We start from the raw sequence: 25641 nt of genomic DNA, 5'->3' as shown, positions 1-25641 counted from the left end.
GCCCTTCCGGCGATCGAGGGTGGGGGGTCTCTGTTTGTCGATTCTACCGGGACGGGGGTGGCCGCTTTTGTCTCACCATCCGAATGCGGTTGGCCCCGGGCCCGCTCCGGGGCCATACTGTCCGCCATGCGCGAGCACTCGACCTTCGTCTTTACCTATGGCACCGGCCCGTCCGGCTGCCATGGTCGTGCTGCTCAGCGATAGAACAGCGACTTCCACGAGCGCCCCGGGCCGGCCAAGGCCCGGGGCGCTCGTGCGTGCACCCTCCGGGCGGGCGGCGGCACCGGGGCCCGGCAGCCCCGAGGAGAACACCCACCATGGCCACGACGACCACCACCGACACCGGCGCCCGCACCGACGAGGCCGCCCGCCTGATCGCCGGCGCCCGCGAGCGCATCGACGACCTCGACGGCCGCATCATCGGCCTCGTCCAGGAACGGATCGCCGTCTCCGAACAGATCCAGCGCGCCCGCATCGCCTCCGGCGGCCGCCGCGTCAACCTCTCCCGCGAGATGGAGATCCTCACCCACTACAGCGACCAGCTCGGCAAGAACGGCACGGTGCTGGCGATGACGCTGCTGGACCTGTGCCGGGGCCGCGTCTGACCCCGCGCCGCGGGCGGGGACGCGGGCGGGAACCCGGCGCCCGCCCCGTCACCCGTACGGCGCGTGACCGCCTCTCGGCCGCCTTCGTTGGAGTCGTTGCCCCGCGGGCCACCGGAGTGCGAGACGCCGAAGGCGCGCGTCGTGGGACCTCGCTCCGGTGGCGGGCGGCCGGCCGGCAGGGGACAGCAGCCCGGCCGCCCGTCGGGCCGGCCGGTCCCGGGGACGCCCGGGACCGGCCGCGTCCGCGGCGGGCGGTTGCGCCCGGCGGGGGTCATGCCCCACGATGCGAAGAGGACACCAACGCACCGGCTCCGTACCGCCATTGGTCGGACCACCTGACCCGCGGCGCTCCCCCCGGCGCCGCTCCGCGGCACCGGACCGCCCTGATCCCGGTGCCGGCAGTCAAGGGCCCCGCGGCCGTCCGCACGCCCCCGCGTAGACGGTCCGGGGCCCTTCGCCGTGCGCCCTCCCGGGCGTTCAGGACGCCGCGTTCAGGACGCCGGCGGCACCGGCGGCACCGGCAGGAGCGGCAACCGCAGCTCCCCGAACGCACCGTGCGGCACGGCCGGCCGGCGCGGCGCCACGGGCGCCGTGCGGACGTAGGGGCTCCCCTGGGCCGGACGCGGGTCCGGTTCGCCCTTGTTGGGCCAGAAGGACATCGCGCGCTCGGCCTGCGCCGTGATCGTCAGGGACGGGTTGACGCCGAGGTTCGCGGTGACGGCGGAGCCGTCGACGACGGAGAGGGACGGATGGCCGTAGAGGCGGTGGTACGGATCGATGACCCCGCGGTCCGGGCCGGAGCCGATCGGGCATCCGCCGAGGAAGTGCGCGGTGAGGGGGTTGCCCGTCAACTCGCCCACGTTGCTGCCCGGAAAGCCGTTGATCTCCTCGGCGAGCCGGGCCGCGGCCTCCGACGCCTCGCGCAGCTGCACCGGATTGGGCGCCCCGTGCCCCTGCCGGGCGGTGAGCAGCCCCTTGCCCGGCCCCCTCCTGCGGCGGTACGTCGTCAGGGAGTTGTCGACGGACTGCATCACCAGCCCGATGATCGTCCGCTCGGACCAGCGGCGCTTGGACAACGACCGCAGCAGCACCACCGGATGGCGGGCGCACGCCGCCGCGAAGGCGAGCGCACGCGGCGCCCGGGTGCCGAACGGGACCGGCGGGATCGTCAGCAGCCCCATCGCGTTGGAGCCCTTGCCGTAGCGCACGGGCTCGATGTGGGTGTCCGCGTTGGGGTGGACGGAGGACGTGATCGCCACGCCGCGGGTGAAGTCCGGGGCGGCGCCGTGCGCCCTGCGGTAGCGGCGCCCGTCGGTCTGGGCCCCCACCAGCGCCTCGGAGTTGGTGCGGGTGAGGTGGCCGAGGCGGCCGGAGATCCGGGGCAGCAGGCCCCGGTCCCTCATCGTGTGCAGCAGCGTCTGCGTGCCGTACGTGCCGGCGGCGAGGACGACGTGCCGCGCCCGCAGCGGGCGGGGGCGGGCGCGGGGCCGGTCGGTGGGGACGGTGACCACCCGGCAGCCCCCGCCGGGGAGTTCGGTCACGGCGACGGCCTTGGTGAGCGGGTGGATCACCGCGCCGGCCCGTTCGGCGAGGTACAGGTAGTTCTCGTTGAGGGTGTTCTTCGCGCCGTGCCGGCAGCCGGTCATGCACTCGCCGCACTCGGTGCAGGCGGTGCGGGACGGGCCGGCGCCGCCGAAGTACGGGTCGGGCACCTCCGTGCCGGGGGCCGCGCGCGGACCGTCCCCGGCCCCGTCCCCGGCCGCGTCCCGGCCGTCGCCGAAGAAGACGCCGACGGGGGCCGGATGGTAGGTGTGCCCGTAGCCCATGCGGTCGGCCGCCGCCTTCAGGTGGAGGTCCGCCGGCGTCGTCGTCGGGTTGAGGCGCACGCCGAGCATGCGCCGGGCCTGCCCGTAGTACGGCTCCAGTTCCGCGCGCCAGTCGGTGATGTCCGCCCACTGCGGGTCCTCGAAGTACGAACGCGGTGGTTCGTAGAGGGTGTTGGCGTAGTTGAGCGAACCGCCGCCGACCCCGGCCCCCGCCAGCACCATGACGTGGCCGAGGAGGTGGATGCGCTGGATCCCGTAGAGGCCCAGGGCCGGCGCCCAGAGGTAGTTGCGCAGGTCCCAGGAGGTTCTCGGGAGGGTGTCGCGGGTGAAGCGGCGGCCGGCTTCCAGGACGCCGACGCGGTAGCCCTTCTCGGTGAGCCGGAGGGCGGCCACGGCGCCGCCGAAGCCGGAGCCTATGACGAGGACGTCGTAGTCGAACTCTGCTGCCACAGGTGCCTCCGTGTGCGGGTGGACGGACAGGCTCAGCGCACGCGCAGGGACTTGAGGGCGCGCAGCCCGGCGGTCATGACACGCGCGTACGCCGCGTCGTCCAGGCCGAAGGACGGCCCCAGCGGCACCAGCCGCTGCTGTGCGACCGTCCGGGCCTCGGTGTACTTGAGCAGGCCCTCGGCACCGTGCCGGCGCCCGAGCCCCGAGTCCCCCACGCCCCCCATCGGCGCGTGCGCGCTCCCGTACGCCGCCGCGTACCCCTCGTTGACGTTGACCGTCCCCGCCCGCAGCGCCGCGGCGAGGGCTCGGCCGCGCCGGCCGTCGCGGGTCCAGACGCTCGCGTTGAGGCCGTAGGGCGTGGCGTTGGCGCGTTCGACGGCCTCGGCCTCGTCGTCGAAGCGGTAGACGGAGACGACGGGCCCGAAGGTCTCCTCCGTGCAGACCGCCATGGGCGGCTCGACGCCTTCCAGGATCGTCGGTTCGTGGAAGAACGGGCCGACGTCCGGCCGCGCCCGGCCGCCCGCCACGACGGTGGCGCCCTTGGCCACGGCTTCTCCGACGTGCCGGACGACGGTCTCCAACTGCCGCGCGGAGGCGAGCGATCCCATGTCCGCGCCGTAGGAGAGGGAGCGGCCGAGCCGTATCGCGCGGGTGCGGGCCGCGAAGCGTTCGAGGAAGCGGTCGGCGACGGACGCGTGGACGTAGAGCCGCTCGATGGAGATGCACAGCTGGCCGGCGGAGGAGAAGCAGGCGCGGACGGCCCCGGCGGCGGCCTTGTCGAGATCGGCATCGTGGAGGACCAGCATGGCGTTCTTGCCGCCGAGTTCGAGCGAGGAGCCGACGAGCCGGCCGGCGGCGGCGCGGGCGACCTCGCGGCCGGTGCGGGTGGAGCCGGTGAAGGTGACGTAGTCGGCGCGGGCGACGACCTCCGGTCCGACGACGGGCCCCTCGCCGAGGACGACCTGCCAGACGTCCTCGGGGAGGCCCGCCCCGACGAGCAGCTCGCGGGCCCACAGGGCGGTGAGCGCGGTCTCGGTGTCGGGCTTCATCACGACGGCGTTGCCGGCGGCGAACGCCGGGAGGGCGTCACCGGCGGACAGCTCCAGCGGGTAGTTCCAGGGGGCGATGTGCCCCACCACGCCGTGCGGGACGCGGAGTTCGGTGACCTTCGTCAGGACGGGGAGCACCCCGGTGTGCGCCCTCGGGCGCAGCAGCCGCGGGGCGGAGCGGCCGAGGAAGCGGGCCACGACGGCGACCGCCTGCACCTCCTCGTGGGCGTGCAGCCGGGCCTTGCCGGTCTCCAGCTGGATCAGGTCCAGCACCTCGGACTGGCGGTCGAGCAGCAGGTCGTGGAAGCGCAGCAGCACCCGGGCGCGCTCCCGTGCGGGCACGCGCGCCCAGCGCCGTCCCGCCTCGCGCGCCCGGGCGAAGGCCGCCCCGACGTCCTCGGCGGAGGACTCGGGGAGACGGGCGAGGACCTCGCCGGTGAAGGGGGTGTGGCCGGCGGTCTCGCCGGATCCGGTCACGCCCCGGGTGAGGCGGGCGACGAGGGCGGGGGTGACGACGTCCGCCGCCGTGCGGGTGTCCGTCGCCGCCGCCACCGGGTTTCCGCCGGCCGGTGCGGCGTCCTTGGAGTCGGTCATGGGGGCGAGCGTAGGGCGTCCGCGCGACCTTTGGATACCCGCAAGTAGCCTTTTGCCGCCGGGCGGTTGGCCGTGCCGTCACTGCCCGGAGAAGGGCCGGGTACGGACGAAGGTGTCCAGCGCGGTGTCGAAATGGCGTTTCCCCTCGGCCGACTTGGCGTCCGGCGCGGAGACCCACACGTCGTACATCTTCTCGCCCTCGTTCCAGGCGAGGTCGAGGGTGTGCCGGGGGCCCGCCGAGTCCTCGAAGCCGTTCCAGGTGAACTCCCAGGAGGCCGCCTCGTTCCCCTTGCGGGTCGTGCGGGCGACGCGGCCGTCGCGGTAGCCGGGGTAGCGGTCCGGCGCCTGGGCGGCGGACTCGCGCATGACGCCGAGCGGGCCGCCGTCCTTGGGGTCCTGGATCAGCACGCCGATGCGGAACTCCCTGCCGGGCGAGTAGTAGAAGACACGCGGCGGTTCGAAGGAGCGGGTGAAGCCCTCGGGGACGGCCATGGCGAAGCCCGCCGGGTCCTGGACGGCCCGGTAGCCCGGCGGGGCCTCGACGTCGGCCGCGGCGGGCGGCGGGCTCGCGGTGGCCGTGGGCAGCGCGGAGGTGGCGGAGGTGTGCGGGGAGGCGGGCGTACGGGTCACGGTGCGCGTCACCCGGGGCACGGGCCGGTCGTCCCGGCCCTCCTCGGCCTCGTCCCGGAGCATCAGCAGCGCCGTCACCCCGGCGCCGAGCCCGGCGAGGGTGACCAGGGCGACGCCGCCCAGCAGGGCGGTGCGCACCCGGGCGGAGCGGGGACGCGCCGCGGGCGGGGCCGGCGGCGGCACGGCGGGCACCGGCGCGGGGAGACCCGCGGGAGTGGGGATCCCCCGCTGCGTCGGCGTGTAGTGGACGGCGGCGGGCGGGACGCGTCCGGTCTCCAGGAACGCGCGCAGCAGCCGTTCCGCCTCATCCGTCCCCATCCGGCGGGCCGGGTCCCGCTCCAGCAGCCCCCGGACGACCGGCAGCAGCGGGCCCGCCGCCTCGGGCGGGCGGATCTCGTCGTAGACGACGGCGTGCAGGATGCCGCCCAGCGAGTCCCGGTGGAACGGCGAGGCGCCGCTGAGCGCGGTGCACAGCAGCACGCCGAGCGACCACAGGTCCGACGCCGGGCCGGCCCGCCCGCCGGCCATCCGCTCGGGGGCGGTGTACTCGGGCGAGCCGACGAACGCCCCGGCCTCGGTGATGGTCGTGGCGCCGGAGACCTGGGCGATGCCGAAGTCGGTGAGCACGACCCGGCCCGTGCCGGCCTCCAGCAGCACGTTGGGCGGCTTGATGTCGCGGTGCAGGACGCCGCGCGCGTGGGCGGCGCGCAGCGCGCCCAGCATGGCCAGCCCGATGCGGGCCGCCTCGCGGGGGTCCACCGGGCCGTCCGCCGCCAGCCGGTCGGACAGCGAACGGCCGTCCACCAGCTCCATGACGATCCAGGGACGGCCGTCCTGCTCGACGATGTCGTGCAGCACGATGACGTTGGGGTGCTTGATCAGCGCGACCGTGCGGGCCTCGCGCAGGGTGCGGTCGTGGGAGGACTGCGCGGCGCCGGCGGACGACGCGTCGTCCGGGTGCAGTTCCTTGACCGCCACCTCGCGGCCCAGCAGCTCGTCGGTGGCCCGCCAGACCGTGCCCATGCCACCGCGCCCGATCCGCCGCCCCAGCCGATAGCGCCCCGCGATCACGCCGTCGTGTGCAGCGAAACTCCCCATGGGCACATCTTGCCCCACCGGCCGGAAGGGCGGTGCGCCCCTCGTCGGGCGGGCCGGAGACCGGCCGGCGGGACCGGCACGGGACTGCTCACAGGTGCTCAGGGGACTGCGCACGGGACTGCTCCCGGGACCGGCGGCGGACCGCTCATGGAGACCGGCGGCGGACCGCTCATGGACAGGCACCGGTTATAGGACAGGACCCGGCTTGTAGGACAGGATCCGGCCTACATCCCGCCTACGCTCCCCGCCATGAGCAGCCGCCTCCCCCGCATCACCGACGCCACCCGCCGCGCCCGTCTCGGCCGGAGCCACCTCCTCTCCCCCGCCCACCGGGCCCGCACCGCCGAGGAGGTCGCCCATGCGCTGGTGGCGCTGCACGCGACGGACCCGGCCACGGTGTACCTGTCCGTCTGCGCCCGGCTCGCGGAACCGTCGGCACAGGCCGTGGACCGGGCGCTGTACGAGGACGTCACGCTGGTCAAGCTGCTCTCGATGCGGCGCACCCTCTTCGCGGTGACCACGGAACTCGCCCCGTACGTCGACGCGTCCACGGCCCGGGCCGTCGCCGAGCGGGAGCGCCGGATCCTGCTCAGGCACCTGACGGAGCACGGCGAAGGGGGCGTGCACTGGGACGAGGAGCGCCTCGCCGAGACCGAACGCGCCGCCCTCGCCGCGCTCGCCGCCCGGGGCGAGGCCACGACCGCCGAGCTCAACAAGGACGTCCCCGCCCTGCGCGAGTCGATCGTGACCTCGCCGGACAAGCCGTACGCGGCCCGGCAGAGCGTCGGCAGCCGGGTGCTGCGGCAGCTCGCCTCCGACGGGCACATCCGCCGGGCCCGGCCGCGCGGTTCGTGGACGAGCAGCATGTTCGCCTGGGCGGCCGTGGCGCCGCTCCCCGAGGTGCCCGTGCGGCGGGCGAAGGCCGAGGTGGCCCGCCGCTGGCTGGCGTCCTTCGGCCCCGGCACCGAGGCGGACCTCAAGTGGTGGACGGGCTGGTCGCTCGGCGACGTCCGCACCGCGCTCGCCGACGCCGGCGCCGTGCCCGTGGAGCTGACGGCCGGTGAGGGCCGGGCGCTGCCCGAGGACCTCGACCGCCGCGACGACTCCGCCCCGTGGGCGGCCCTGCTGCCGGGCCTCGACCCGACCACGATGGGCTGGCGCCGGCGCGACTGGTACCTGGACCCCGCCCTCGTCCCCGCGCTCTTCGACCGCGCGGGCAACGCGGGCCCCACGGTGTGGTGGAACGGCCGCGTCGTCGGCGGCTGGGCGCTGCGCGCCGACGGCGAGGTGGCGTGGCGGCTGCTCGCCGACGCGGGCCGCGAGGCGGAGGCGGCGGTCGCGGCGGAGGCGGAACGGCTGGCCGGGTGGCTCGACGGGCAGCGGGTCACGCCCCGGTACCGGACGCCGCTGGAGCGCGCGTTGGCGGAATGAGGCGGAACGCTGTGGGGAGCTCCCGTTCTGGGCATGAGTGACGTATGCGGACGCAACCCGCGGCGCGCATCACGGCGTCATGAAACCGGGGGGTGGAAGTGGACGGGAACGGCACCCATGCGATACCGGCCCACGGGCCGGCCGACATCGCCGCACGCCTGGCCGAGGCCCGGCGCACGCTCAACTCGGGGGCGGCACAGGACGCGGCCGCGCTCTTCGCGGCCCTCCGCGACGAGGCGGCCGGGCCGGGGCTCGTCGGCGAACGGGCCGCCACGCTCGTGGGGCTGGGGGACTGCGCGCTGGAATCCGGCCGACTGGACGAGGCGCGCGACCACTTCGCGGAGGCGGAGCTGCTGCTGGCGGACGAGCCGCTGCCGCGCCGGGCCCCGGCGCTGCGCGGCCGGGCCACGGCGCATCTGCTCGCCGGCGAACTCCGTTACTCCTGCTATTTGCTGGAGACCGCGCTCGACGAACTCAACGCCTCGGGGCCGCCGGACCCGGGTGCCCTGCTGCTGCTCTACACGGCCGCCATCGCGCCGTACATGGACATGGGAGCGCACGCCCGGGCCGCGCGCGCCGCGGAGTTGGCGCTGGGGCTGGCGGCACAGGTGGACGATCCGGTGCTGGTCGCGGGCGCCCACCGGGGCGTCGCGCGCACGCTCGTCGCCGAGGGGCGCTTCGCCGAGGCGGACGCCTCGCTGGCCCGCGCCGAGGAGCTGTGCCGCCGGCTCGACATCCGCACCGAACTGGCGCACTGCCACTGGACGCGCGGCTACGTCCACGCCCAGGACGGCAACCTGGCAGCCGCCGAGCGCGAACTGCGCACCGCCCGCGCGATGCTCGCCGCCAAGAAGGCCCCGCTCTTCACCGTGCAGGTCGAGGTGGAGCTGGCGGACGTCCTGCGGCGGCGCGGACGGGCCGACGAGGCGGCCTCGCTCCTGGCACCGCTGCTCTCGCCCTCCGCCCTCGGCGCGGAACGGGGTGCCGTGCACGCGGGGGGCGCGCACCGGCTGCTCGGTCTGATGGCCGAGGAGCGGGGCGACCACGAGGCCGCCGAGGAGCACTACTGCGCCGCCCTCTCCCTGCTCGAACGCACCGGCGCCGCCGGTGACCTCGCCGACCTCTGCCGCCTCCTCGGCGACCTCCTGCGCCGCACGGGCCGCACGGACGCGGCGCTGAACGCGTACCGCACGGGCCTCGGGCACCGCGCGGCGCCGGGCACGACGACGCTGGGGCCCGCGCCGTCGGTGCCACCGCGGAGGCTGGTGGGGTGAGGGGGTGGGAGTGGGGACGCGTTCCTCGGTGCGGTTCCCTCCCGGCGTACGGCCCGCGTGAGTCCGCGCCTCAGCGCGCGTGCGGCGCCAGCAGCGCGTCCCAGCCGCGGCGCAGGGCGGCGTACTCGTCCTCGCACTGCTCGGCGCGGTCCTTGGTGAGGCGCTTGCCGTCCACCAGCTTCTTGTCGCGGCCCGGCGCCGAACCGTAGAGATAACAAAGGTAGTTGGCGCTGCGGGCGGCGTCGGGGGCGTGCTCGTCGCTCGGGTCGTCGTCCGAGGGGTCGCTGTCGGCGGCGTACTGGGCGTAGTTGTCGGCGGCGGCCCGCAGCGCGGCGCGCCCCGCGGCGCCCCGGGGGATGAGCCGGTAGGCCGCGAACTGGTCGGCCACGTCCTCCTCGTGCCCGGTGAAGCGCAGGTCGAGCCGGTGGATGAGGGCGTGGGCGAGCTCGTGGTAGAGGGTCTCGGTGACGACGCCGGCGGTGCGTTCCCCGGCGTCGTCCCGCGTCTCCTCGGCGTCCTGGAACATCGACCGCACCTCGCCCACGTAGCCGTAGCAGAGGGTGACCCGGCCCGTCTCCGGGTCGTAGTCGGGGAAGTCGCCCTCGGGGCAGGAACGGCCGGTGACGGCGATGTCGCGGGGCAGCCGGAGCGCCCTGTTGAGGTCGTCCGCCACCCGCTCCGCCAGCCGGCGCCCGCGCAGGAAGTCGCGGTCGCGCACATCGCGCGCCTTCGCCGCCTCGTAGGAGACGGTGAGCCGGCCCCCGCCCGCGGACCCGCCCGCGCGCGAGCCGCCGCAGGCCGTCACCAGGAGGGCGCACGCCGTCGCCACGGCGAGCGCGCGGGCGCGGGGCGCGCGGGCGCGGGGCGCGCGGGCGCGGGGCGCGCGGGCGCGGGGCGCGCGGGACGGCGTACGGGGGCCCGGTCCGGCATGGTGCAGCATGTACTGCACTCTGCCGGACGGCAGGTCAGGGAGGGAAATCCACCCGGTGGGCGCCCGGCAGGAGTGCCGGTTCCCGCCGTCCCGCGGCCGGTGGGGCGGGTCCCCCGCCCGTGCGGCAGGCTGGAAGGTGCCGGGTACCCCTGAGGTCCCCGGGGTTGAAGGGATGAGGGAGCGGGCGGTGATCCGTGTTGCGGTGGTGGACGACGAACAGCTCGTCAGGTCGGGGCTGCGGATGATCCTGGGCACGGCCGGGGACATCGAGGTCGTCGCGGACTGCGGCGGGGGCGGGGCCGTGGACACCGTCCTGGCCGCCGCCCCGGACGTCGTCCTGCTGGACGTCCGGATGCCGGACGTCTCGGGGCTGACCGTGCTCCGCGCCCTGCGGGCCCTGCCCCGGCCGCCCGTCGTCGCCATGCTCACGACCTTCGACGCGGACGAGTACCTCTCCGCCGCGCTGAGCGGCGGGGCGGCGGGGTTCCTGCTCAAGGACACCGACCCCGAGCAGCTCGTCCGGGCCGTGCGGACCCTGGCCGGGGGCGGCAGCGTGCTGGACCCGGGCGTGACGCGGACGGTGATCGGCGGCTACCTCGCCTCCGGCGGCGCCTCCCCGGAGGCGGCCGCCGCCGAGGCGGTCCGCGCCCTGACCCCGCGCGAGCGGGAAGTGCTGGCCCACGTGGGCGCCGGCCTGGCCAACCCGCAGATCGCCGCGCGGATGGGGCTGGCCCCCAGCACCGTCAAGGACCACGTCCGGGCGGTCCTCGGCAAACTCGGCGGCCTCAACCGCGTCCAGGCCGCGATCGTCGCGGACCGCGCCGGGCTCGTGGCCGGCGGCCCCGGGGGCGACCCGCGGTGACCCGCCGCCCGCCCGCCTGGCTGCCGGTCGCCGCGCCCGTGGCCCTGGCCCTGGCCGACGCCTTCCTGGTCAACGGCGTCGACGCGGGACTCCCCCTGGCGCTCGCGCTGGCGGCGGCGGCCGCCCTGGTGTGGCGGCGGCGGCTGCCGCTGACCGTGTTCGCCGTCACCCTGGCGGGCATGTTCATCGGCTACGTCTGGTTCGCGCCGCTGATCGCGCTCTACACGGTGGCCGCCGTGCGCCCCCCGGACCGCCGGGTGCTCGCCCTCGCGGGCACGGCGTTCGCCGTCCTGCACTTCCTGCCGTACCCCGTCTCCGGCCTCCCGGTGCACGACCACCGGGCGCTGGCCCTGGACGCCGTCAACGCCGTCGTCATCGCGGCCGCCCCGATCGCCGTGGGGCTGCTCTCCCGCACCCGGCGCGAACTGGCCGGACGCCTCGACGAACTGACCCGCAGCCGCGAGCGCGAGGACCGGCTGCTGGCCGACCAGGTGCTGGCCACCGAGCGGGCCCGGCTCGCCCGCGAGATGCACGACGTGGTCGCCCACCAGGTCAGCCTGATCAGCCTCCAGGCGGGGGCCGTGCAGGTGCGCACCGAGGACACCGAGGCCCGCGCCGGCGCGCGCACCATCCGCGAGCTCTCCGTACGGACCCTGGACGAGCTGCGCCACATGGTCGGCATCCTGCGCGCGGCGGGCGCCGACACCGAGGAGCTGACCCCGCAGCCGAAGCTGGCCGACCTGCCCCGGCTGCTGGAGCTCAGCGCGCTCGACGTGACGTACGAGGACGCGTACGACCCGGACGCCGAGCGGCCGGAGGCCGTCGAGCGGGCGGCGTTCCGCACGGTCCAGGAGGCCCTGACCAACGTCCGCAAGCACGCCCCGGGGGCGAAGGTACGGGTGCGCGTCACCGAGCCGGACGGCGGGCTGCGGGTCGAGATCCGCAACGGCCCGGCGGACGCGGCCGTCCCGGCCCCGGGCCTCCCCGGCGGCGGCCACGGCCTCGTGGGCCTCCGCGAACGGGCCCAGAGCCTGGGCGGCACCCTCCGCGCGGGCGCGACGGAGGACGGCGGGTTCGTGGTGGTGGCGGACTTCCCGCCGCGCGGTGCCGGGGGACGGTGACGCGCGGGTCACCCCCGGTGGGGCGTCACGCCGAGAGCGGCCCCGACGCCTCCTCCGTCGCGCTCGCCAGGTCCGGGTAGACCTCGAAGAGCCGGCGGACGCCGAGGGCCGCGAGGACGCGGTTGACGTGCGAGCCCTCGACGGCGCCCTGCGCGGGCAGGATCAGCCGCAGCCGCCCCTGGCAGGAACGCATCAGCCGACGGGCCGCGATCAGCACCCCGACCCCGCTGGAGTCGCAGAAGCGGACCTCGCCGAGGTCCAGCACCAGACTCCGCCGGCCGTCCGCCACCGCGTCGTGGACCCGCTGGCGCACCGCCGGCGAGGTCACCAGATCCATCTCGCCGCAGACCTGGAGCACGGCCCAGTTCCCCTGCTCGCGCTCCCATACCTTCAACGTCACGCGTTCGAGCCCTTCTCACTCGGTCCGCCGGTCCTTCGCGCTTTCCGGCGCATTTCCGGACTGAGCCCTTCCGCGGTGTGGCCGCCGGCGCGTACCCTGCGCGACGGCCGCCCGGTCTCCCGGGGATCCGGAGGTTCTCCTCCCGGATCCGTCGCGAATTGCCGTCTGGCATAAACCACCGCCGTTGAGCCTATGCCCCGCCCGGGCCGTTCCTCCCCTGGGATCCGGTCACACCCGCATAACACATCGGCACATTCGTGCATGTCCGATCCACACCGATCGACCGGATCGTGACGTAGGCCCCCAAAGCGCCCCCGCGTACGGCGACCGCGCGACCGACCGTCATAGCACCCCCGCCCGCCCGGTGCGGGCCGCTTGCCCGATCTCCCCGGGATCTTCCCCGAATTCGGTACGAAGCGGCGCCCGCCGTCGGACCCGCCCGTTACATTGCCAGGAGCACCCGGCGGCACGGGAAACCCCCGGCCGCGCGGAGCACCCGGGGAGGAGGGCGGCATGACGCACGACGCACCACCACGATGGGACCGCAGGATGCAGCAGCGGCTCGCGCACGGCGAGGCCGCCGCGCTCGGCGAGCTCTACGACCGCTTCGCCTCCCTCGTCCACGGCCTCGCCCACCGCGTCCTCGACGACGAGGAGGCCGCCGACCGCGTCACCCGCGACGTCTTCGGCTACGTCTGGGAGCACCCCGACGCGTACGACCCGCGCGAGGGCCCGCTGCGCTCCTGGATCGCCGACGTCACGCACCGGCAGGCCGTCGCCCGGCTGCGCCGGGCGGAGAGCGACGGCGAGGCGGATCCCGAGGAGATCGACGAGCGGGTCCGCACCGCCTCCGCCGCCGCCCGCGCCGACTACATCGTCACCTCCATGCCGGCCTCCCTGCGCGAGGCCCTCGACCTCGCCTACTCCCGCCGCCTCGACTACCGCAGGGCCGCCGCCGGCCTCGGCGTCACGGAGGACGAGGCGCGCCGCCGGCTCCGGCTGGGGCTCCAGCTCCTCTCCACCGCCCATCAGGGGCCGCGCCGGCCCGTCGGCGGAGGCCCGCGATGACCACGCACGCGGCCCGCCCGCACCGGGTCCTCAAGTCCCTGCTCGGCGCCTGGGCGCTGGCCGCCTGCTCGCCCGAGGAGACCGCCGCCGTCGAGGAGCACCTGACCGACTGCGCCGCCTGCGCCGAGGAGGCCCTCCGCCTGCGGGACGCCGTCTCCCTCCTGCACCACGAGGAGAGCCTCGACCTCGACCCCGGGCTGCGCTCCCGGGTCCTCGCCCACTGCCTCGGCCGGCGCCCCGCCAAGATCCCGGTGCCCGGCTGGGCCGCGCCCTACGAGGCCGAGACGGCCCGCCTCGACACCCTCCTGCGCGACATCGGGGACGCGGACTGGCGCGCCCCGGTCCGGCTCCTCTGGTTCGACGGCCGCGCCCCGGCCGAGCGCGAGGTCAGCGTCGCCGCGGTCGTCACCCACCTGACCGCGGTGGACGCGGTGGTCGCCGGCCACCTGGGCCTGCCGCCCGCGGTCCCGTCCGACGACGACCCGGCGGGGGCGCACACGGCCTGGCGCGACCAGAGCCGCGCCCTGATACGGGGCGCCTCCTTCGCCGAGGCGGCGACGGCCGAACGCACCGTGAAGTACGGCCGGTTCAGCCTGCCCCTGCCGGACGCCTTCCTGGACCGCGCCTTCGAGTGCTGGGTGCACGCGGAGGACGTGGCGGACGCGGTCGCCTATCCGTACACGCCGCCGACCCCCACGCACCTGCACCGCATGATCGACCTCGCGGCGCGGATGCTGCCCCGCGCGATCGCCGGCCGCCGCCGCGCGGGCCTCGCCCCGCCCGCGCACGCCCTGTCCGCCTCGGACGCGCCCGGCCGCGCCCTCCACCTGGAGATCGAGGGCAGCGGCGGCGGCCACTGGTACATCTCCCTCGACTCCCCCGCCGCCAAGGCCGCCCCGGGCACCGAAGTGGCCCACGTCGCCCTGGACGGCCTCGAGTTCTGCCGCCTCGCCGCCGGGCGCATGCCGCCCCAGGAAGCCGCCGCCGGCCAGGACGGCGACCGCGAGGCCGTGCGCGACGTCCTCTTCGCGACGGCGTCGCTGTCGCGGATGTGAGCGCGGGGACGGGAGAGGCGGGGCGGGTCCGCCGTCAGGCGAAGACGACCGTGCGGCTGCCGTTCAGGAGCACGCGGTGCTCGCTGTGCCACTTCACCGCCCGGGCCAGCGCCTGGCACTCCACGTCGCGCCCCACGGCCACCAGCTGCTCCGGCGTGACCTCGTGCCCCACCCGCTCGACCTCCTGCTCGATGATCGGGCCCTCGTCGAGGTCGGCCGTCACATAGTGCGCGGTGGCACCGATCAGCTTCACGCCGCGCGCGTGCGCCTGGTGGTACGGCTTCGCGCCCTTGAAGCTCGGCAGGAAGGAGTGGTGGATGTTGATGATCCGTCCCGACAGCTCCTTGCAGAGGTGGTCGGAGAGCACCTGCATGTACCGGGCGAGCACCACCAGCTCGACGTTCTCGGAGCGGACGAGCTCCAGGAGCTTCGCCTCCGCCTCCGCCTTCGTCTCCTTCGTCACCGGAATGTGATGGAAGGGGATCCCGTAGGAGCCGACCAGCTCGGCGAAGTCCGTGTGGTTGGAGACCACGGCCGCGATCTCGACCGGCAGCGCCCCGATACGCGACCGGAACAGCAGGTCGTTGAGGCAGTGCCCGAACTTGGACACCATCAGGACGATCCGCATCTTCTCGTCCGCCCGGTGGATCTGCCAGTCCATGTGGAACGAGTCGCCGATGGCCGAGAAGCTGGCGCGCAGCTTCTCCAGCGACACGGGCGCCTCCGCGCTGAAGTGCACCCGCATGAAGAACAGGCCGGTGTCGCCGTCGCCGAACTGCTGACTGTCCTCGATGTTGCAGCCGGTCATGAAGAGATAGCTGGACACCGCGTGGACGATGCCCTGCTTGTCCGGGCAGGAGAGGGTGAGGACGTACTGGTCGGTCCGGGCGGGGGGCTGCGAGGCGTTCATAGCCCAATAGCGTCGCACATCCGCGGCCCCCCTCCGGACCACGAGGCGCCGGTCAGATCTTGGTCAGCATCGCCAGCACCGGCAGCGACCGCGGCGGCACGTCCGGGTCGTCCCCGTCCCCCGCCGCCAGCCGTACGTGGGCCTCGCGGGCCGCGCGGACGACCTCGGGCCAGCCGTGGTGCTCCAGGTACGCCGAGACGGGGGCGTCGGCACCGACCTGGTGCATGATCCTCAGCACCCGCAGCACCGCCGTGTCCACCAGGGCGGCCTCGCCCGAGTCGCGGAAGACCGTCCCGACGTACTTCTCGGCCGACCAGTTGTCCAGCCAGGTGTCCTCGACCAGACGGTAGACGGCGTCCGTCACGTCTCCGTACTCCTCGCGCCCGGCCAGCCAGCACTCGCGCTGGAAGGCCTCGTCCGCGAGCATGTGCAGCGCCGAGCGGACGTTGGCCCGCCAGCGCCACCACGGCATGTCATTCAGCGGCATGCCGTCCATGGTGGTCGAGCGGCGGCCGCGGCGGGAAGACTTCTCCGAACCTTGCACAGCAGTCGATCGTACGTTCCCGTCTCAGAGCTGCGTCCACTGGCGCTGGGGCAGCCCGTACTTCTTCGCGATCGGGTTCCACAGTTCGGCGGCCCGCTTCTTGGCCGCGGTCGCCTCACCGCTGGCGCGGTCGCCGGCGAGGGCGTCCTTGGTGGGACGGGCGTGCCCCTTGTGGCAGCCGTGCTTGCCGTCCACGGTGTCGGCCCAGGCCGCGTAGTGGCTGTCGGCGGCGGCGGACGCCTGCCACGCCCTGGTCAGCTGCGCGGTCAGGCCGTCGTGGCCGGGGAGCTTGTCCACGGCCGTCTTCCGCAGCCGGTCGACGAGCCCGTTGCGGTCCTTCGCCGCGTCGCGCAGATCGGCGGCGGACCTGCCGAGGTCCTTGCAGTTCCGGGTCGCGTCCACGGCCCGGATGACGGAGTCCCGGCTGCTGCCGCTGTCCTTCAGGAGGGCGTCCAGCGCCTTGGCCTGACCCTCGGCCGGGTCGGCGGGCTTCGGCTCCTTGCTCCCGGCGGGCCCCGGCGTGGCCGGGGCGCTCGGCCCGGCCGTGGCCGCGGCGGCCTTCCGGGGCTCCTGTTCCTTGTCCCCGCCGTCGTCCTTGCCCCAGAACAGGGCTCCCGCCGCGAGCCCGGCGACGGCACAGCCGGCGACGACGGCCCCGATGACGACGAGGCTCCTGCCCCGCCCGCTCCCCCGCCCGCCCGGCGCGGCGGGAACGGGCGGGGCGGCGGGCGCGTACGCCGCACCCGCCGCGGGTATGCGCGGCCCGCCGGGCGCGCCCGTCCCCGCGGCGGCGGCGCTCTGCCGGAACAGCGTGTCGAACTCGCGCGGCGGCGTCCGCTCCCCGGCGGCCGCCCCCGCCCCGGCGACGGGCGGCGCGTACGGCGCGGCGGCCGCGCCGTGGGGCCCGCCACCGGCCGACGGGCCGCCCGCCCCGGGCACGGGCGGCAGGTACTGCGTCGCCGCCTCGTCACCCGCACCGCCCGCGGGGGCCGCCCCCCGCGCCCCGCCGCCGACCGGGGGCAGGTACTGCGTGGCCGCCGCGTCGGCACCCGCACCCGCGGCGGGCGCGGCCTCGCCCCGGACGGGCGGCAGGTACTGCGTGGCCGCGGCGTCGTCGGGCGCACCGGCCGGTGCACCGCCACCGGCGGACGGCGGGCCGCCCGCACCCGGCACCGGCGGCAGGTACTGGGTCGCCGCGGCGGCGTCGCCGCCGCCCGCGTGGGCCCCGGCCCGCGCGCCGCCGCCGACCGGCGGCAGGTACCGCGTCGCCTCCCCGTCGGGCGCGCCGCCGGGCGGAGCCGCCGGAGCGGGCGGGACGGGCGGGGCCGGCGGGAGCGGGGACGGCGCGAGGTACTGGGGGGCACCGCCGTCGTCGGACGCGGCGGAAGCGTCCGGCGCGGCGGCCGGCACCGGCGGGAGGTACTGCGTGGCCGCGCCGGCGTCCGCCCCGGCGTCGCCGCGCGGCTGCGCGTACGGCGGGGGCGGCGTCGGCGCGCCCGGCATCGGCGCGCCGCCCATGGGCGGCAGGTACTGCGTCGCCTCGGAGTCGGGCGCGGGCGCCCCCGGCCCGAACGGCGGCGGAGTCGCGCCCGCGGCCGCCCCCGGCGGCATCTCCGGCGGCAGCGGGGAGCGCCGGGCCGGCCCCGGCGGAGGGCCCCACGGCCCGCCCCAGGGCTGTCCCGGCGGCGGCACCCGCTCGCCGGCGGGCCCGGCCGCCGGGGCGGGGCGGGAGGGCTGCACGACGCCCTCGTGCGCGGGCGGGGCCGCAGGGAGCTGCGGCTCGTTTCCCTGTCCGCTCTGCGTCACCGGGACTCCTCAGGCTGTACGGGTAGCGTGAACCGGCGGCTCACGCTACCCGGTGGCCCGGTGCCGGGGGCGGGACGGGCCGCGATGCGACCGGTCCCACACCCGGCACCGCGGAGGGGCCGCGCGGCGGACTCCCCTACGCCGCCTGCATCTCCATCCTCACCCCGAAGTCCCGCACCGCCGGTTCGTCGCGGTAGGGCTGCAGCCGCTGCTGGAAGTCCTCCAGGTACTCCGCGCCCCGGTTGGAGCGCAGCGTCCCCAGCAGTTCCAGCGCCCGGGTCCCGGTCGCGCAGGCCTCCTCGACCTCGCGCTGCTGGAGGTGCGCGGTGGCGAGCACCAGCAGCCCGATCGCGCGGCGGCGGACACGGCCCTGCGGATGGTGGGCGAGGGCGTCCTCGGCGTGCCGCCGTGCCGGTTCGGCCTGGCCCAGATCGCGGTGGCAGTGGGCCAGTTCGTCCGACAGGTAGGCCCGGTCGAAGTGCCGGATCCACGGCGGGTCGTCACCGGAATCCATTCCCCCGTCGGCCTGTTCGAGCTTGGCGACGGCCCGGGCCGCCACCGTCTGGCACGACCGGGCGTCGCCCAGCAGCGCGTGCCCGCGCGCCTCGGCGGCGTGGAACATCGCCTCGACCCGCGGGGTGACCTGCCCCCGCGCCCCCTCCTGGGCGGCCTTGGCGAGCTGGGCGATCTCGCGCGGGTTGCCGAGGGAGGCGGCGAGGTGGCTCATGCTGGCGGCCAGGACGTACCCGCCGTACCCGCGGTCGCCGGCGGCCTGGGCGAGCCGCAGGGCCTGGATGTAGTACCGCTGGGCGAGACCGGGCTGGCCGGTGTCGACGGCCATGTAGCCGGCCAGTTCGGTCAGCCGCGCGACGGCCGCGAACAGCTCCCGCCCGACCGCCTCGCGGTACGAGCCGGCGAGCAGCCCGGAGACGACGCTGTTGAGGTAGTGCACGACGACGGGCCGCACGTGCCCGCTGCCGTACCGGTGGTCGAGCTCGACGAGCGCGTCCGTCGTCGAGCGGACGGCCTCGACGTCGGAGACGCCCACCCGGGCGCCCGCGCTCCGCGCGACCTGCGGGTCGGCCCCGGTGATCAGCCAGTCGCGGCTGGGCTCGACCAGCGCGGACGAGGCGACCGACGTGCCGCTGAGGAAGTCCCGGCGGCCGACGTCGCTGCGCCACAGCTCGCAGACCTGCTCGATCGCCCCCATGACGGTCGGGGAGAACTGCAGGCCCACGCCCGAGGCGAGGTTCTTTCCGTTGGCCATGCCGATCTCGTCGATGGTGACCGTCCGGCCGAGCTTGCGGCCGAGCGCCTCGGCGATGACGGCCGGGGCGCGGCCGCGCGGCTGCTGGCCGCGCAGCCAGCGGGCCACCGACGTCTTGTCGTAACGGAGATCGAGACCGTGCTCGGCGCCGCACATGTTGACGCGGCGTGCCAGTCCGGCATTGGAGCAGCCGGCTTCCTGAATGAGCGCCTGCAGCCGTTCGTTCGGCTGCCGCGCGACGAGTGGCCGTGCGGCCATCTGTACCCCCTGAGACTGCTATGCGTTCGCGAATTGCCTCGCGAAGTGCGGAGAAGCCAAGCCGGCCGGTGACGCCTTCCTCTGTGATCTTTCCCCCCTGATGTCCTGAGAATGCGGGACTTTCCCGTATTGATGCCAGAGCGGTCGTGAATGCGTCGGCTGTGCCCGGCTTCCGCCTGGCAGTGGCTACCCCTTCACCGGGGCGAAGCCGCCCCTGCGCCCCCGCACATGCATCCGTGCGCCCCGTGTGCAGTTCACCGGCGGGGGCGGCGGGCCCCCGCCGGGCCCGTAACCCTTGGTGACAGCGGGAGTTGTGATGAACGTGGAAGAGACGATCGGAGTAGGGACCCCGCGCATTCCCCAACAACGCGGTGAGCGCGTGCTCGACGCCGCCGTTCGGTATGCGGAGGAACGGCACTGGCACGTTTTCGCAGGCACCTGGCTGGAGGCCGTGGACGGCCGGGAGCGCTGCTCGTGCGGCGAGCCCGACTGCCCCGCCCCGGGCGCCCATCCGGCCCGGCCGGACTGGGCCGAGCAGGCCACCGGAAGCGCGGCCGGCGCGCGCCGGATGTGGGCGAAACACCCCACCGCCTCGGTCCTGTTGCCGACCGGCCGCACCTTCGACGCGCTGGACGTCTCGGAGTCCGCCGGCTGCCTGGCGCTGGCCCGCATGGAGCGGATGGGCATCGAGCTGGGGCCGATCACCTCCACCCCGTTCCGCCGGATGCTGTTCTTCGTGCTGCCGGGCGGCGCCCTCAAGGTCGCCGACGCGGCCCGCAAGCTGGGCTGGCGGCCCTCCTCGCTGGACCTGGTCGCCCGCGGCGAGGGCGACTACGTGGTGGCGCCGCCGAGCCGCGTGGGCAACCGCGGCGCCGTCCAGTGGGCGCGCCAGCCCACCGCCGCCAACCGCTGGCTGCCGGACGCGGAGGAGCTGGTCAGCGCCCTCGCCTACGCGTGCGGCGGGCGGCAGCCGGCGGACGCCCGCGCACGGTAGGGGCGCGCGGCGGGGACGCCCCGCCCCGGGCCGGGAGGTCCCGGCGAATCCCTGACGTTTGTCACCTGTGCCCGCCCCCGCCCGAACCTACGCTGGTTCCGGGGGCGGGGCCTGCCGCCCTCAGGCACCAGCAGGAACGAGGGATGGCAGTGGGACTGGGCACCACATCCGCGGCCGTGCGGATCGAAGGGCTGTGGAAGCGGTTCGGCGAGCAGGTCGCCGTGGCCGGCGTCGATCTGGAGATACCGGCCGGGCGGTTCGTCGGCCTCGTCGGCCCCAACGGCGCGGGCAAGACGACGACCCTGTCCATGGTGACCGGTCTGCTGCGGCCCGACGCGGGACGGGTGGAGATCGCCGGGCACGACGTCTGGGCCGACCCGGCCGCCGCCAAGGCGGTCATCGGTGTCCTGCCCGAGGGCCTGCGGCTGTTCGAGCGGCTCTCCGGCCGTGAACTCCTCGCGTACACCGGGCGGCTGCGGGGGCTGCCCGGTCCCGAGGTGGACCAGCGGGCCACCCAGCTCCTCGACGTCCTCGACCTCGCCGGCGCCCAGCACAAGCTCGTCGTCGACTACTCCACCGGCATGCGCAAGAAGATCGGCCTGGCCGCGGCGCTGCTGCACAACCCCGAAGTCCTCTTCCTGGACGAGCCGTTCGAGGGGGTGGACCCGGTCTCGGCCCAGACGATCCGCCGGGTTCTCGAGCGTTACACCGCCTCCGGTGCCACGGTCGTCTTCTCCAGCCACGTCATGGAGCTGGTGGAGTCGCTGTGCTCCTGGGTCGCGGTGCTGGCGGGCGGCCGCATCCGGGCGCACGGGCCCGTCGCGGAGGTCCGCGGCGAAGCCCCCTCCCTCCAGGACGCCTTCCTCGAACTCGTGGGCGCCCGTGGGCTGTCCGAGGGCCAGACCCTCGACTGGCTGGGGGGTGCCCGATGAGCGCCGCGCCGTCCGTCCCGTCCGCCGGCCCGCTCTCCCTGGCGCCGGTCTTCGCCCGCCTCAAGCTCACCCTGCTGCGCAACGGGCTGCGCCAATCCAGCAAACGCAAGGCCGTCTACATCGTCTCCCTGGTTCTCGTCGCCCTCTTCGGCGCGCTCCAGTTGCTCGGTCTGTGCGCCCTGCGCGGCACCGCGCACGCCGCGGCGTTCACCGTGCCGCTGGCCGTGCTGCTGGCCCTCGGCTGGGCGGTCGCCCCGCTGTTCCACCCCGGCGGGGACGAGACACTCAACCCGGCCCGGCTCGCGATGCTGCCCCTGCGGCCGGCGCCGCTGGCCGTGGCCCTGCTGATCAGCTCCCTGATAGGGATGGGCCCGGCGTTCACCGTGCTGATCCTCCTCGGCTCGGTGATCGCCACGGCGTACGGGGCCGGGGCGGCGGCCGTCGCGGTGCTCGCGGTGCCGCTGGCGCTGCTGGTGTGCGTGGCCCTGGCCCGGGCCGTGGCGACGGCCAACATACGGCTGCTGTCCAGCCGCAAGGGCCGCGATCTCGCCCTGCTCAGCGGCGTGGTGATCGGTGTGGGCCTCCAGGTCGTCAACTTCGCCGTGCAGAAGCTCTCCCAGTCGGGCCTGGCGAAGCTCGAACCCGTGGCGGACGTGGCCCGCTGGATCCCGCCGGGCTCCGCGCTGGACGCCGTCCGGGCCGCGGGCGACGGCGAGTACGGCCTGGCCTCCGCCGAAATCGCCCTGACCGCCGGGGTGCTGGCCGCCCTGCTGTTCTGGTGGCAGCGGACGCTGACGAAGGTGATGGTCTCGCCCGACTCCTCCACCCTGGCCGCGGCGGAGCCGACGCGGGACCGGGAGCGCCCGTCGGGCACCGGCCTCTCCCGGCTGCTGCCGGCGGGCCGGGTGGGCACGGCCGCGGAGCGGTCGCTGCGGTACGCCCGGCGCGACCCCAAGACCAGGATGTCCTGGGGATCCGCCCTGGCCATCGGTGCGGTGGTGCCCCTGTTCAACGTCCTCCAGGGCGGGCACAGCCTGTACTTCGCGTTCGTCGCCGCCGCGATGGTCACCGGCCAGATGTTCAACCAGCTCGGGCAGGACGGGTCCGCGTTCTGGATGGTCCTCCAGACGATCGGCTCCCGCCGCGAGGCCCTTGCCGAACTGCGCGGCCGGGCCCTGGCGTTGACGCTGGTCACCGGCCCGTATCTGACGCTGGCGGTCGCCCTCCTCGGCCTCCTCACCGGCGCCTGGGGGGAGTTCGCGGAGGTGCTGGGGCTGATGCTGGCCCTGCTGGGCGGTCTCCTCGGGACGGGGGCCGTGGCCTCCGTCCTCCTGCCCTACTCCGTCCCGCAGGACCACGCCTTCAAGAACGTCGCCCCCAGCCAGACGGGCATAGCGTGGCTCGGCCTGCTCTGGGCGCTCGCGGGTGCGGCGGTCTGCGCGCCCCTGATCGGTCTGACGGTCTGGCTCCACCTCGCCGGCGCGTCCTCCCTCTCCTGGATCCTCCTGCCGCTCGGCCCGGCCTACGGCGCCCTCGCCGCCCGCATCGGTCTCCACGCGGCCGCCCACCGCATGGTGCCCCGTCTGCCGGAGATCCTGGCGGCGGCGAGCAAGGCGTAGCCCGCGCGGAGAACGCGGCTTCGCCGCGGTGCGGGGGGAGGGGGAAGGGGCGGAGCCCCCAGGGAACCGGGGGCGGCCCCTCCGGGGGAGGAAGGGCGGGAGGGGCGTCAGCCGGGCTGCGCCCCGCTCACCGCAGCCGCCACCGCCCCCACCCCGCCCCCACTCCACGCCGCGGGAACCTCCTCCGCCTCCCCCACATACCCGTCCGGCCGGACGAGCAGCATGGTGCGGCAGGAGTCGGCCCGCACCACCCGGAGCCCGGGCCCGGCCACCCGCACCGCGTCCGCCCCCCGGGGCACCACGCGCACGAACTCCCCCGCCCGCAGCGCCTCGTAGAGCCGCACCGGCCGCCCCGGCCCCTCCTCCGCCAGCGGCAGGTCGGGGGCCCGGCGCCCGACGAGCGGATGCGCCCCCGGCGGCGCCGGGTAGGCGACCGAGAGCCCGGAGACGGTCAGGGCGGCCCGGTCCACCAGGGAGGGCGTGAAGCGGAGCGCCGCGGCCCCCGCGCCCCGCACGCCCCGCACGACGGGCGACTCGGCCAGCACCGCCCGCACGATCGCCCCGCTGACCCGCAGCACCTGCCTGCCGACGGGGTGCCGCTCGGCGTGGTAGCTGTCCAGCAGCGCGTCATCCGCCCGCCCCCGGAGCACCGCCGCCAGCTTCCAGCCGAGGTTGGCCGCGTCCTGGAGGCCCGCGTTCATCCCGAGGCCGCCGGCCGGCGAGTGGACGTGGGCGGCGTCCCCGGCGAGGAGGACGCGCCCGTCCCGGTAGGCGGGCACCTGCCGCTCGTCGCTGTGGAAGCGCGAGGTCCACCGCGCGTCCCGGATGCCGAAGTCGGTGCCGAAGACGGCGCGGGTGACGTCCTTCAACTCCTCCATGTCCACGGGCGCTTCGGCCGGCAGCGCCGTCCCCCGCCGCCAGGCGATGACGCGGAACCAGCCGTCCCCGAAGGGGACGACGAACGCGAAGCCCTCGCGTCCGCCCCGGAAGGCCGGCACCTCCCCCGGCACGGCGTCGAGGCGGACGTCCGCGAGCATCACGGAGTCCAGCACGGCCCGCCCGGGGAACGGCATCCCGATCGCCTGCCGCACGGTGCTGCGCACCCCGTCCGCGCCGACGACGTAGCGGGCCCGCAGGGTGCCGGTGACGGCGCCGCCCCCGGCCCCCTCACCGGCCGGGGCCTCGGTGACGTCCACCGAGACGCCCTCCGCGTCCTGCCGCAGCCCGGTGCACCGCACCCCGCGCCGCAGCTCGGCGCCGGCCGCGACGGCGCGCTCCTCCAGGAGGCCCTCGACGTTGTACTGCGGGGTCATCAGGACGCCCGCGAAGCGGGACGGCAACCGGCCGAGGTCGATCACGGCGCGCCCGAGGAGCCGGACGTCGTGCACGAAGTACCCGGTGGACAGCAGCCGTTCGGCGAGGCCGCGGCTGTCGAGCGCCTCCAGGGTGCGGGCGTGGACGGCGAAGGCCCGGGTGAGGTTGGACTCCTGGGAGCGCCGCTCCAGCAGGACCGTGCGGACGCCGGCGGCGGCCAGGTCACCGGCGAGGAGGAGACCGGTGGGCCCGGCCCCGACGACGATCACATCTGTGGCGTGCGGGTGGGGAGTGACGGCAGGCATGACAGCCTCCTGTGCGGCTCAAGGCTCGATTCCGACGGCCGGCCCACCTCCAGTGCACACCCGCCCGGGCAGGGATGTCAACGCCCGTTGAATTAAATCCCCGCCCCGGCGGCCTCCCCCACGGCCGTCACACCGGCACCGCGTCCCTCAGGAACGGCTCGGCCACCCGCCGCCACGCGCCGGGCTGGTCGTAGTGGAGGAAGTGGCCGGCGTCGGCGACCTCCGCATAGCGCCCGCGGGGCAGGACCCGCACCATCTCCTGGGCCTCCGCACGGCCAAGCTCGCCGTCCAGCCCGCGCACCACGAGGGTGGGGCACTCGACCAGGGCCAGCTCCTCCCAGTGCGCGTCGTGCGCGTACGCCTCGCGGGCGAGGAGCATCTGGCGGCGGAAGAACAGCGGCCGCCAGCCGTCCGCGCGCTCTGCCATCACCTCCGCGTAGAAGTCGCCGCGGGCGGGGGCCGGGCGCTCCAGCGTGGGATCCTCCTGGCCGAACCACCGGCGCACGTCCGCCAGCGTGGCGAACGGGACGGGCCAGGACTTGAACCACTCGCCCCACCGGCGCTGCGTCGCCGCGCCCAGCGCCGACGCCCGCATGTCACAGATCACCAGCGCCCGGACGAGATCGGGCCGGCGGGCCGCCAGCCGCCAGGCCGTCAGGGCACCCATCGCGTGGCCGATCAGCGTGACCGGCGCCAGCCCGAGCTGCTCCACGACGGCCTCCGCGTCGGCCACGTACGCGTCCAGGTCGTAGGGGCCGCCGACCGGCTTCTCGCTGCGGCCGTGGCCCCGCTGGTCGAGCGCCACCGCGCGGTACCGCGTGGAGAGCCAGCGGGCGGCCTCCGCCCAGTGCGCGGCGCGGCCCATCAGCCCGTGCAGCAGCAGGACGCCGGCCGGGCCCGCCTCCCGGGCCCGGCCGGGCGGGACGGCCGCTTCCGGCCGGTCGGCGAACTCCCAGGCGGCAAGCCGCACTCCACCGCTCCCACTGACATCGATACGCCGCGCCATCACTCCTGACACCCCCACTTCACCCCCGGACAGCTCCACCTTATGGAACCCCCTTTCGAATGGGCCGGCCGTCGCACGCAACACCCCTCGTTCGAGTGACGGGAGCCGAGGATTGACCGTCGTCGTCAAGGGGAGAAATCGACTCGGGCGCGGACCGCTCGGGGAAGAAGGTCCGCGAGGCGCACCCTGGGAGCTCGGGGCCCCGGGTCGCCGAGGGGGAAATACGGGGAGGCGGGGCCCCGGCGATCCGCGAGGACGCCGGGGCCCTTGTCATGCCCGGAGCCTCCGCCGC

21 protein-coding genes are annotated in these 25641 nt (G+C 75.8%); 10 read left to right on the top strand and 11 right to left on the bottom strand.

Annotated features, from left to right (window positions below; genetic code table 11):
* The first annotated feature begins 317 nt into the window (after positions 1–317).
* The gene (locus tag AC230_RS14315; protein ID WP_078871240.1) at positions 318–605 is read left to right on the top strand and encodes a chorismate mutase; all 288 of its coding nucleotides are present in this window, start codon (positions 318–320) and stop codon (positions 603–605) included.
* 491 nt (positions 606–1096) lie between these two features.
* On the opposite strand, the gene AC230_RS14310 is transcribed toward AC230_RS14315, so the two are convergent.
* The 3 genes from AC230_RS14310 to AC230_RS14300 all read right to left on the bottom strand — a co-directional run bounded on the left by AC230_RS14310 (position 1097) and on the right by AC230_RS14300 (position 6252).
* The gene (locus AC230_RS14310; RefSeq protein ID WP_049716564.1) at positions 1097–2881 is read right to left on the bottom strand and encodes a GMC family oxidoreductase; all 1785 of its coding nucleotides are present in this window, start codon (positions 2879–2881) and stop codon (positions 1097–1099) included.
* A 32-nt stretch (positions 2882–2913) separates the two neighbouring features.
* Positions 2914–4524, bottom strand: coding sequence for a succinic semialdehyde dehydrogenase (locus AC230_RS14305; RefSeq protein ID WP_049716563.1), 1611 nt, complete (start codon positions 4522–4524; stop codon positions 2914–2916).
* Positions 4525–4602: 78 nt separating this feature from the next.
* Complete coding sequence (locus tag AC230_RS14300; protein ID WP_049716562.1) at positions 4603–6252, bottom strand: serine/threonine-protein kinase; 1650 nt, start codon at positions 6250–6252, stop codon at positions 4603–4605.
* A gap of 249 nt (positions 6253–6501) precedes the next feature.
* Here AC230_RS14300 and AC230_RS14295 point away from each other — a divergent pair, with 249 nt between their 5' ends.
* Positions 6502–7683, top strand: a complete 1182-nt coding sequence (locus tag AC230_RS14295) for a winged helix DNA-binding domain-containing protein (protein WP_049716561.1) — start codon at positions 6502–6504, stop codon at positions 7681–7683.
* 98 nt (positions 7684–7781) lie between these two features.
* Positions 7782–8957 carry a tetratricopeptide repeat protein gene (locus tag AC230_RS14290; RefSeq protein WP_049716994.1) on the top strand — a complete coding sequence of 392 codons (1176 nt, stop codon included), beginning with the start codon at positions 7782–7784 and terminating at the stop codon, positions 8955–8957.
* Between the two features lie 70 nt (positions 8958–9027).
* Here the strand turns inward: AC230_RS14290 and AC230_RS14285 are convergent, their stop codons facing one another.
* Positions 9028–9897, bottom strand: a complete 870-nt coding sequence (locus AC230_RS14285) for a DUF4344 domain-containing metallopeptidase (RefSeq protein WP_157868575.1) — start codon at positions 9895–9897, stop codon at positions 9028–9030.
* Between the two features lie 178 nt (positions 9898–10075).
* On the opposite strand from AC230_RS14285, the gene AC230_RS14280 reads away from it, so the two are divergent.
* Positions 10076–10750, top strand: coding sequence for a response regulator (locus AC230_RS14280; protein ID WP_049716559.1), 675 nt, complete (start codon positions 10076–10078; stop codon positions 10748–10750).
* Positions 10747–11871 carry a sensor histidine kinase gene (locus AC230_RS14275; protein WP_049716558.1) on the top strand — a complete coding sequence of 375 codons (1125 nt, stop codon included), beginning with the start codon at positions 10747–10749 and terminating at the stop codon, positions 11869–11871. Before AC230_RS14280 ends, AC230_RS14275 begins: the two co-directional genes overlap by 4 nt.
* 25 nt (positions 11872–11896) lie before the next feature.
* On the opposite strand, the gene AC230_RS14270 is transcribed toward AC230_RS14275, so the two are convergent.
* Positions 11897–12271, bottom strand: coding sequence for an STAS domain-containing protein (locus AC230_RS14270; RefSeq protein WP_049716557.1), 375 nt, complete (start codon positions 12269–12271; stop codon positions 11897–11899).
* A gap of 513 nt (positions 12272–12784) precedes the next feature.
* Here AC230_RS14270 and AC230_RS32000 point away from each other — a divergent pair.
* Complete coding sequence (locus AC230_RS32000; RefSeq protein ID WP_107082135.1) at positions 12785–13339, top strand: sigma-70 family RNA polymerase sigma factor; 555 nt, start codon at positions 12785–12787, stop codon at positions 13337–13339.
* The gene (locus AC230_RS14260) at positions 13336–14394 is read left to right on the top strand and encodes a zf-HC2 domain-containing protein (RefSeq protein WP_049716555.1); all 1059 of its coding nucleotides are present in this window, start codon (positions 13336–13338) and stop codon (positions 14392–14394) included. Before AC230_RS32000 ends, AC230_RS14260 begins: the two co-directional genes overlap by 4 nt.
* 34 nt (positions 14395–14428) lie before the next feature.
* Here AC230_RS14260 and purU read toward each other — a convergent pair whose 3' ends face one another.
* From purU to AC230_RS14240, 4 genes are all read right to left on the bottom strand, one after another.
* On the bottom strand, positions 14429–15304 hold the full coding sequence (gene purU, locus AC230_RS14255; protein WP_049716554.1) for a formyltetrahydrofolate deformylase: 876 nt from the start codon (positions 15302–15304) through the stop codon (positions 14429–14431).
* Between the two features lie 52 nt (positions 15305–15356).
* On the bottom strand, positions 15357–15791 hold the full coding sequence (locus AC230_RS14250) for an SCO4402 family protein (protein WP_241833222.1): 435 nt from the start codon (positions 15789–15791) through the stop codon (positions 15357–15359).
* Positions 15792–15872: 81 nt separating this feature from the next.
* Positions 15873–17654, bottom strand: a complete 1782-nt coding sequence (locus AC230_RS14245; RefSeq protein ID WP_049716552.1) for a hypothetical protein — start codon at positions 17652–17654, stop codon at positions 15873–15875.
* A gap of 136 nt (positions 17655–17790) precedes the next feature.
* Positions 17791–19179: an NsdA family TPR-like regulatory protein gene (locus AC230_RS14240; protein ID WP_049716551.1), complete on the bottom strand. Its 1389-nt coding sequence runs from the start codon at positions 19177–19179 to the stop codon at positions 17791–17793.
* Between the two features lie 316 nt (positions 19180–19495).
* Here AC230_RS14240 and AC230_RS14235 point away from each other — a divergent pair, with 316 nt between their 5' ends.
* The 3 genes from AC230_RS14235 to AC230_RS14225 all read left to right on the top strand — a co-directional run bounded on the left by AC230_RS14235 (position 19496) and on the right by AC230_RS14225 (position 22724).
* Positions 19496–20173, top strand: coding sequence for a bifunctional DNA primase/polymerase (locus tag AC230_RS14235; protein WP_049716550.1), 678 nt, complete (start codon positions 19496–19498; stop codon positions 20171–20173).
* A 143-nt stretch (positions 20174–20316) separates the two neighbouring features.
* Positions 20317–21105 carry an ABC transporter ATP-binding protein gene (locus AC230_RS14230; protein ID WP_049716549.1) on the top strand — a complete coding sequence of 263 codons (789 nt, stop codon included), beginning with the start codon at positions 20317–20319 and terminating at the stop codon, positions 21103–21105.
* Positions 21102–22724, top strand: a complete 1623-nt coding sequence (locus tag AC230_RS14225; RefSeq protein WP_049716548.1) for a hypothetical protein — start codon at positions 21102–21104, stop codon at positions 22722–22724. Before AC230_RS14230 ends, AC230_RS14225 begins: the two co-directional genes overlap by 4 nt.
* 107 nt (positions 22725–22831) lie before the next feature.
* On the opposite strand, the gene AC230_RS14220 is transcribed toward AC230_RS14225, so the two are convergent.
* Both AC230_RS14220 and AC230_RS14215 read right to left on the bottom strand, forming a co-directional pair.
* Positions 22832–24343, bottom strand: coding sequence for an FAD-dependent monooxygenase (locus tag AC230_RS14220; RefSeq protein ID WP_049716547.1), 1512 nt, complete (start codon positions 24341–24343; stop codon positions 22832–22834).
* A gap of 127 nt (positions 24344–24470) precedes the next feature.
* Positions 24471–25349, bottom strand: a complete 879-nt coding sequence (locus AC230_RS14215) for an alpha/beta fold hydrolase (RefSeq protein WP_049716546.1) — start codon at positions 25347–25349, stop codon at positions 24471–24473.
* Positions 25350–25641: the final 292 nt, after the last annotated feature.

It is taken from the genome of Streptomyces caatingaensis (genome assembly GCF_001187435.1).
Lineage (GTDB): Bacteria > Actinomycetota > Actinomycetes > Streptomycetales > Streptomycetaceae > Streptomyces > Streptomyces caatingaensis.
This window is presented reverse-complemented; position numbering and strand designations above follow the sequence as displayed.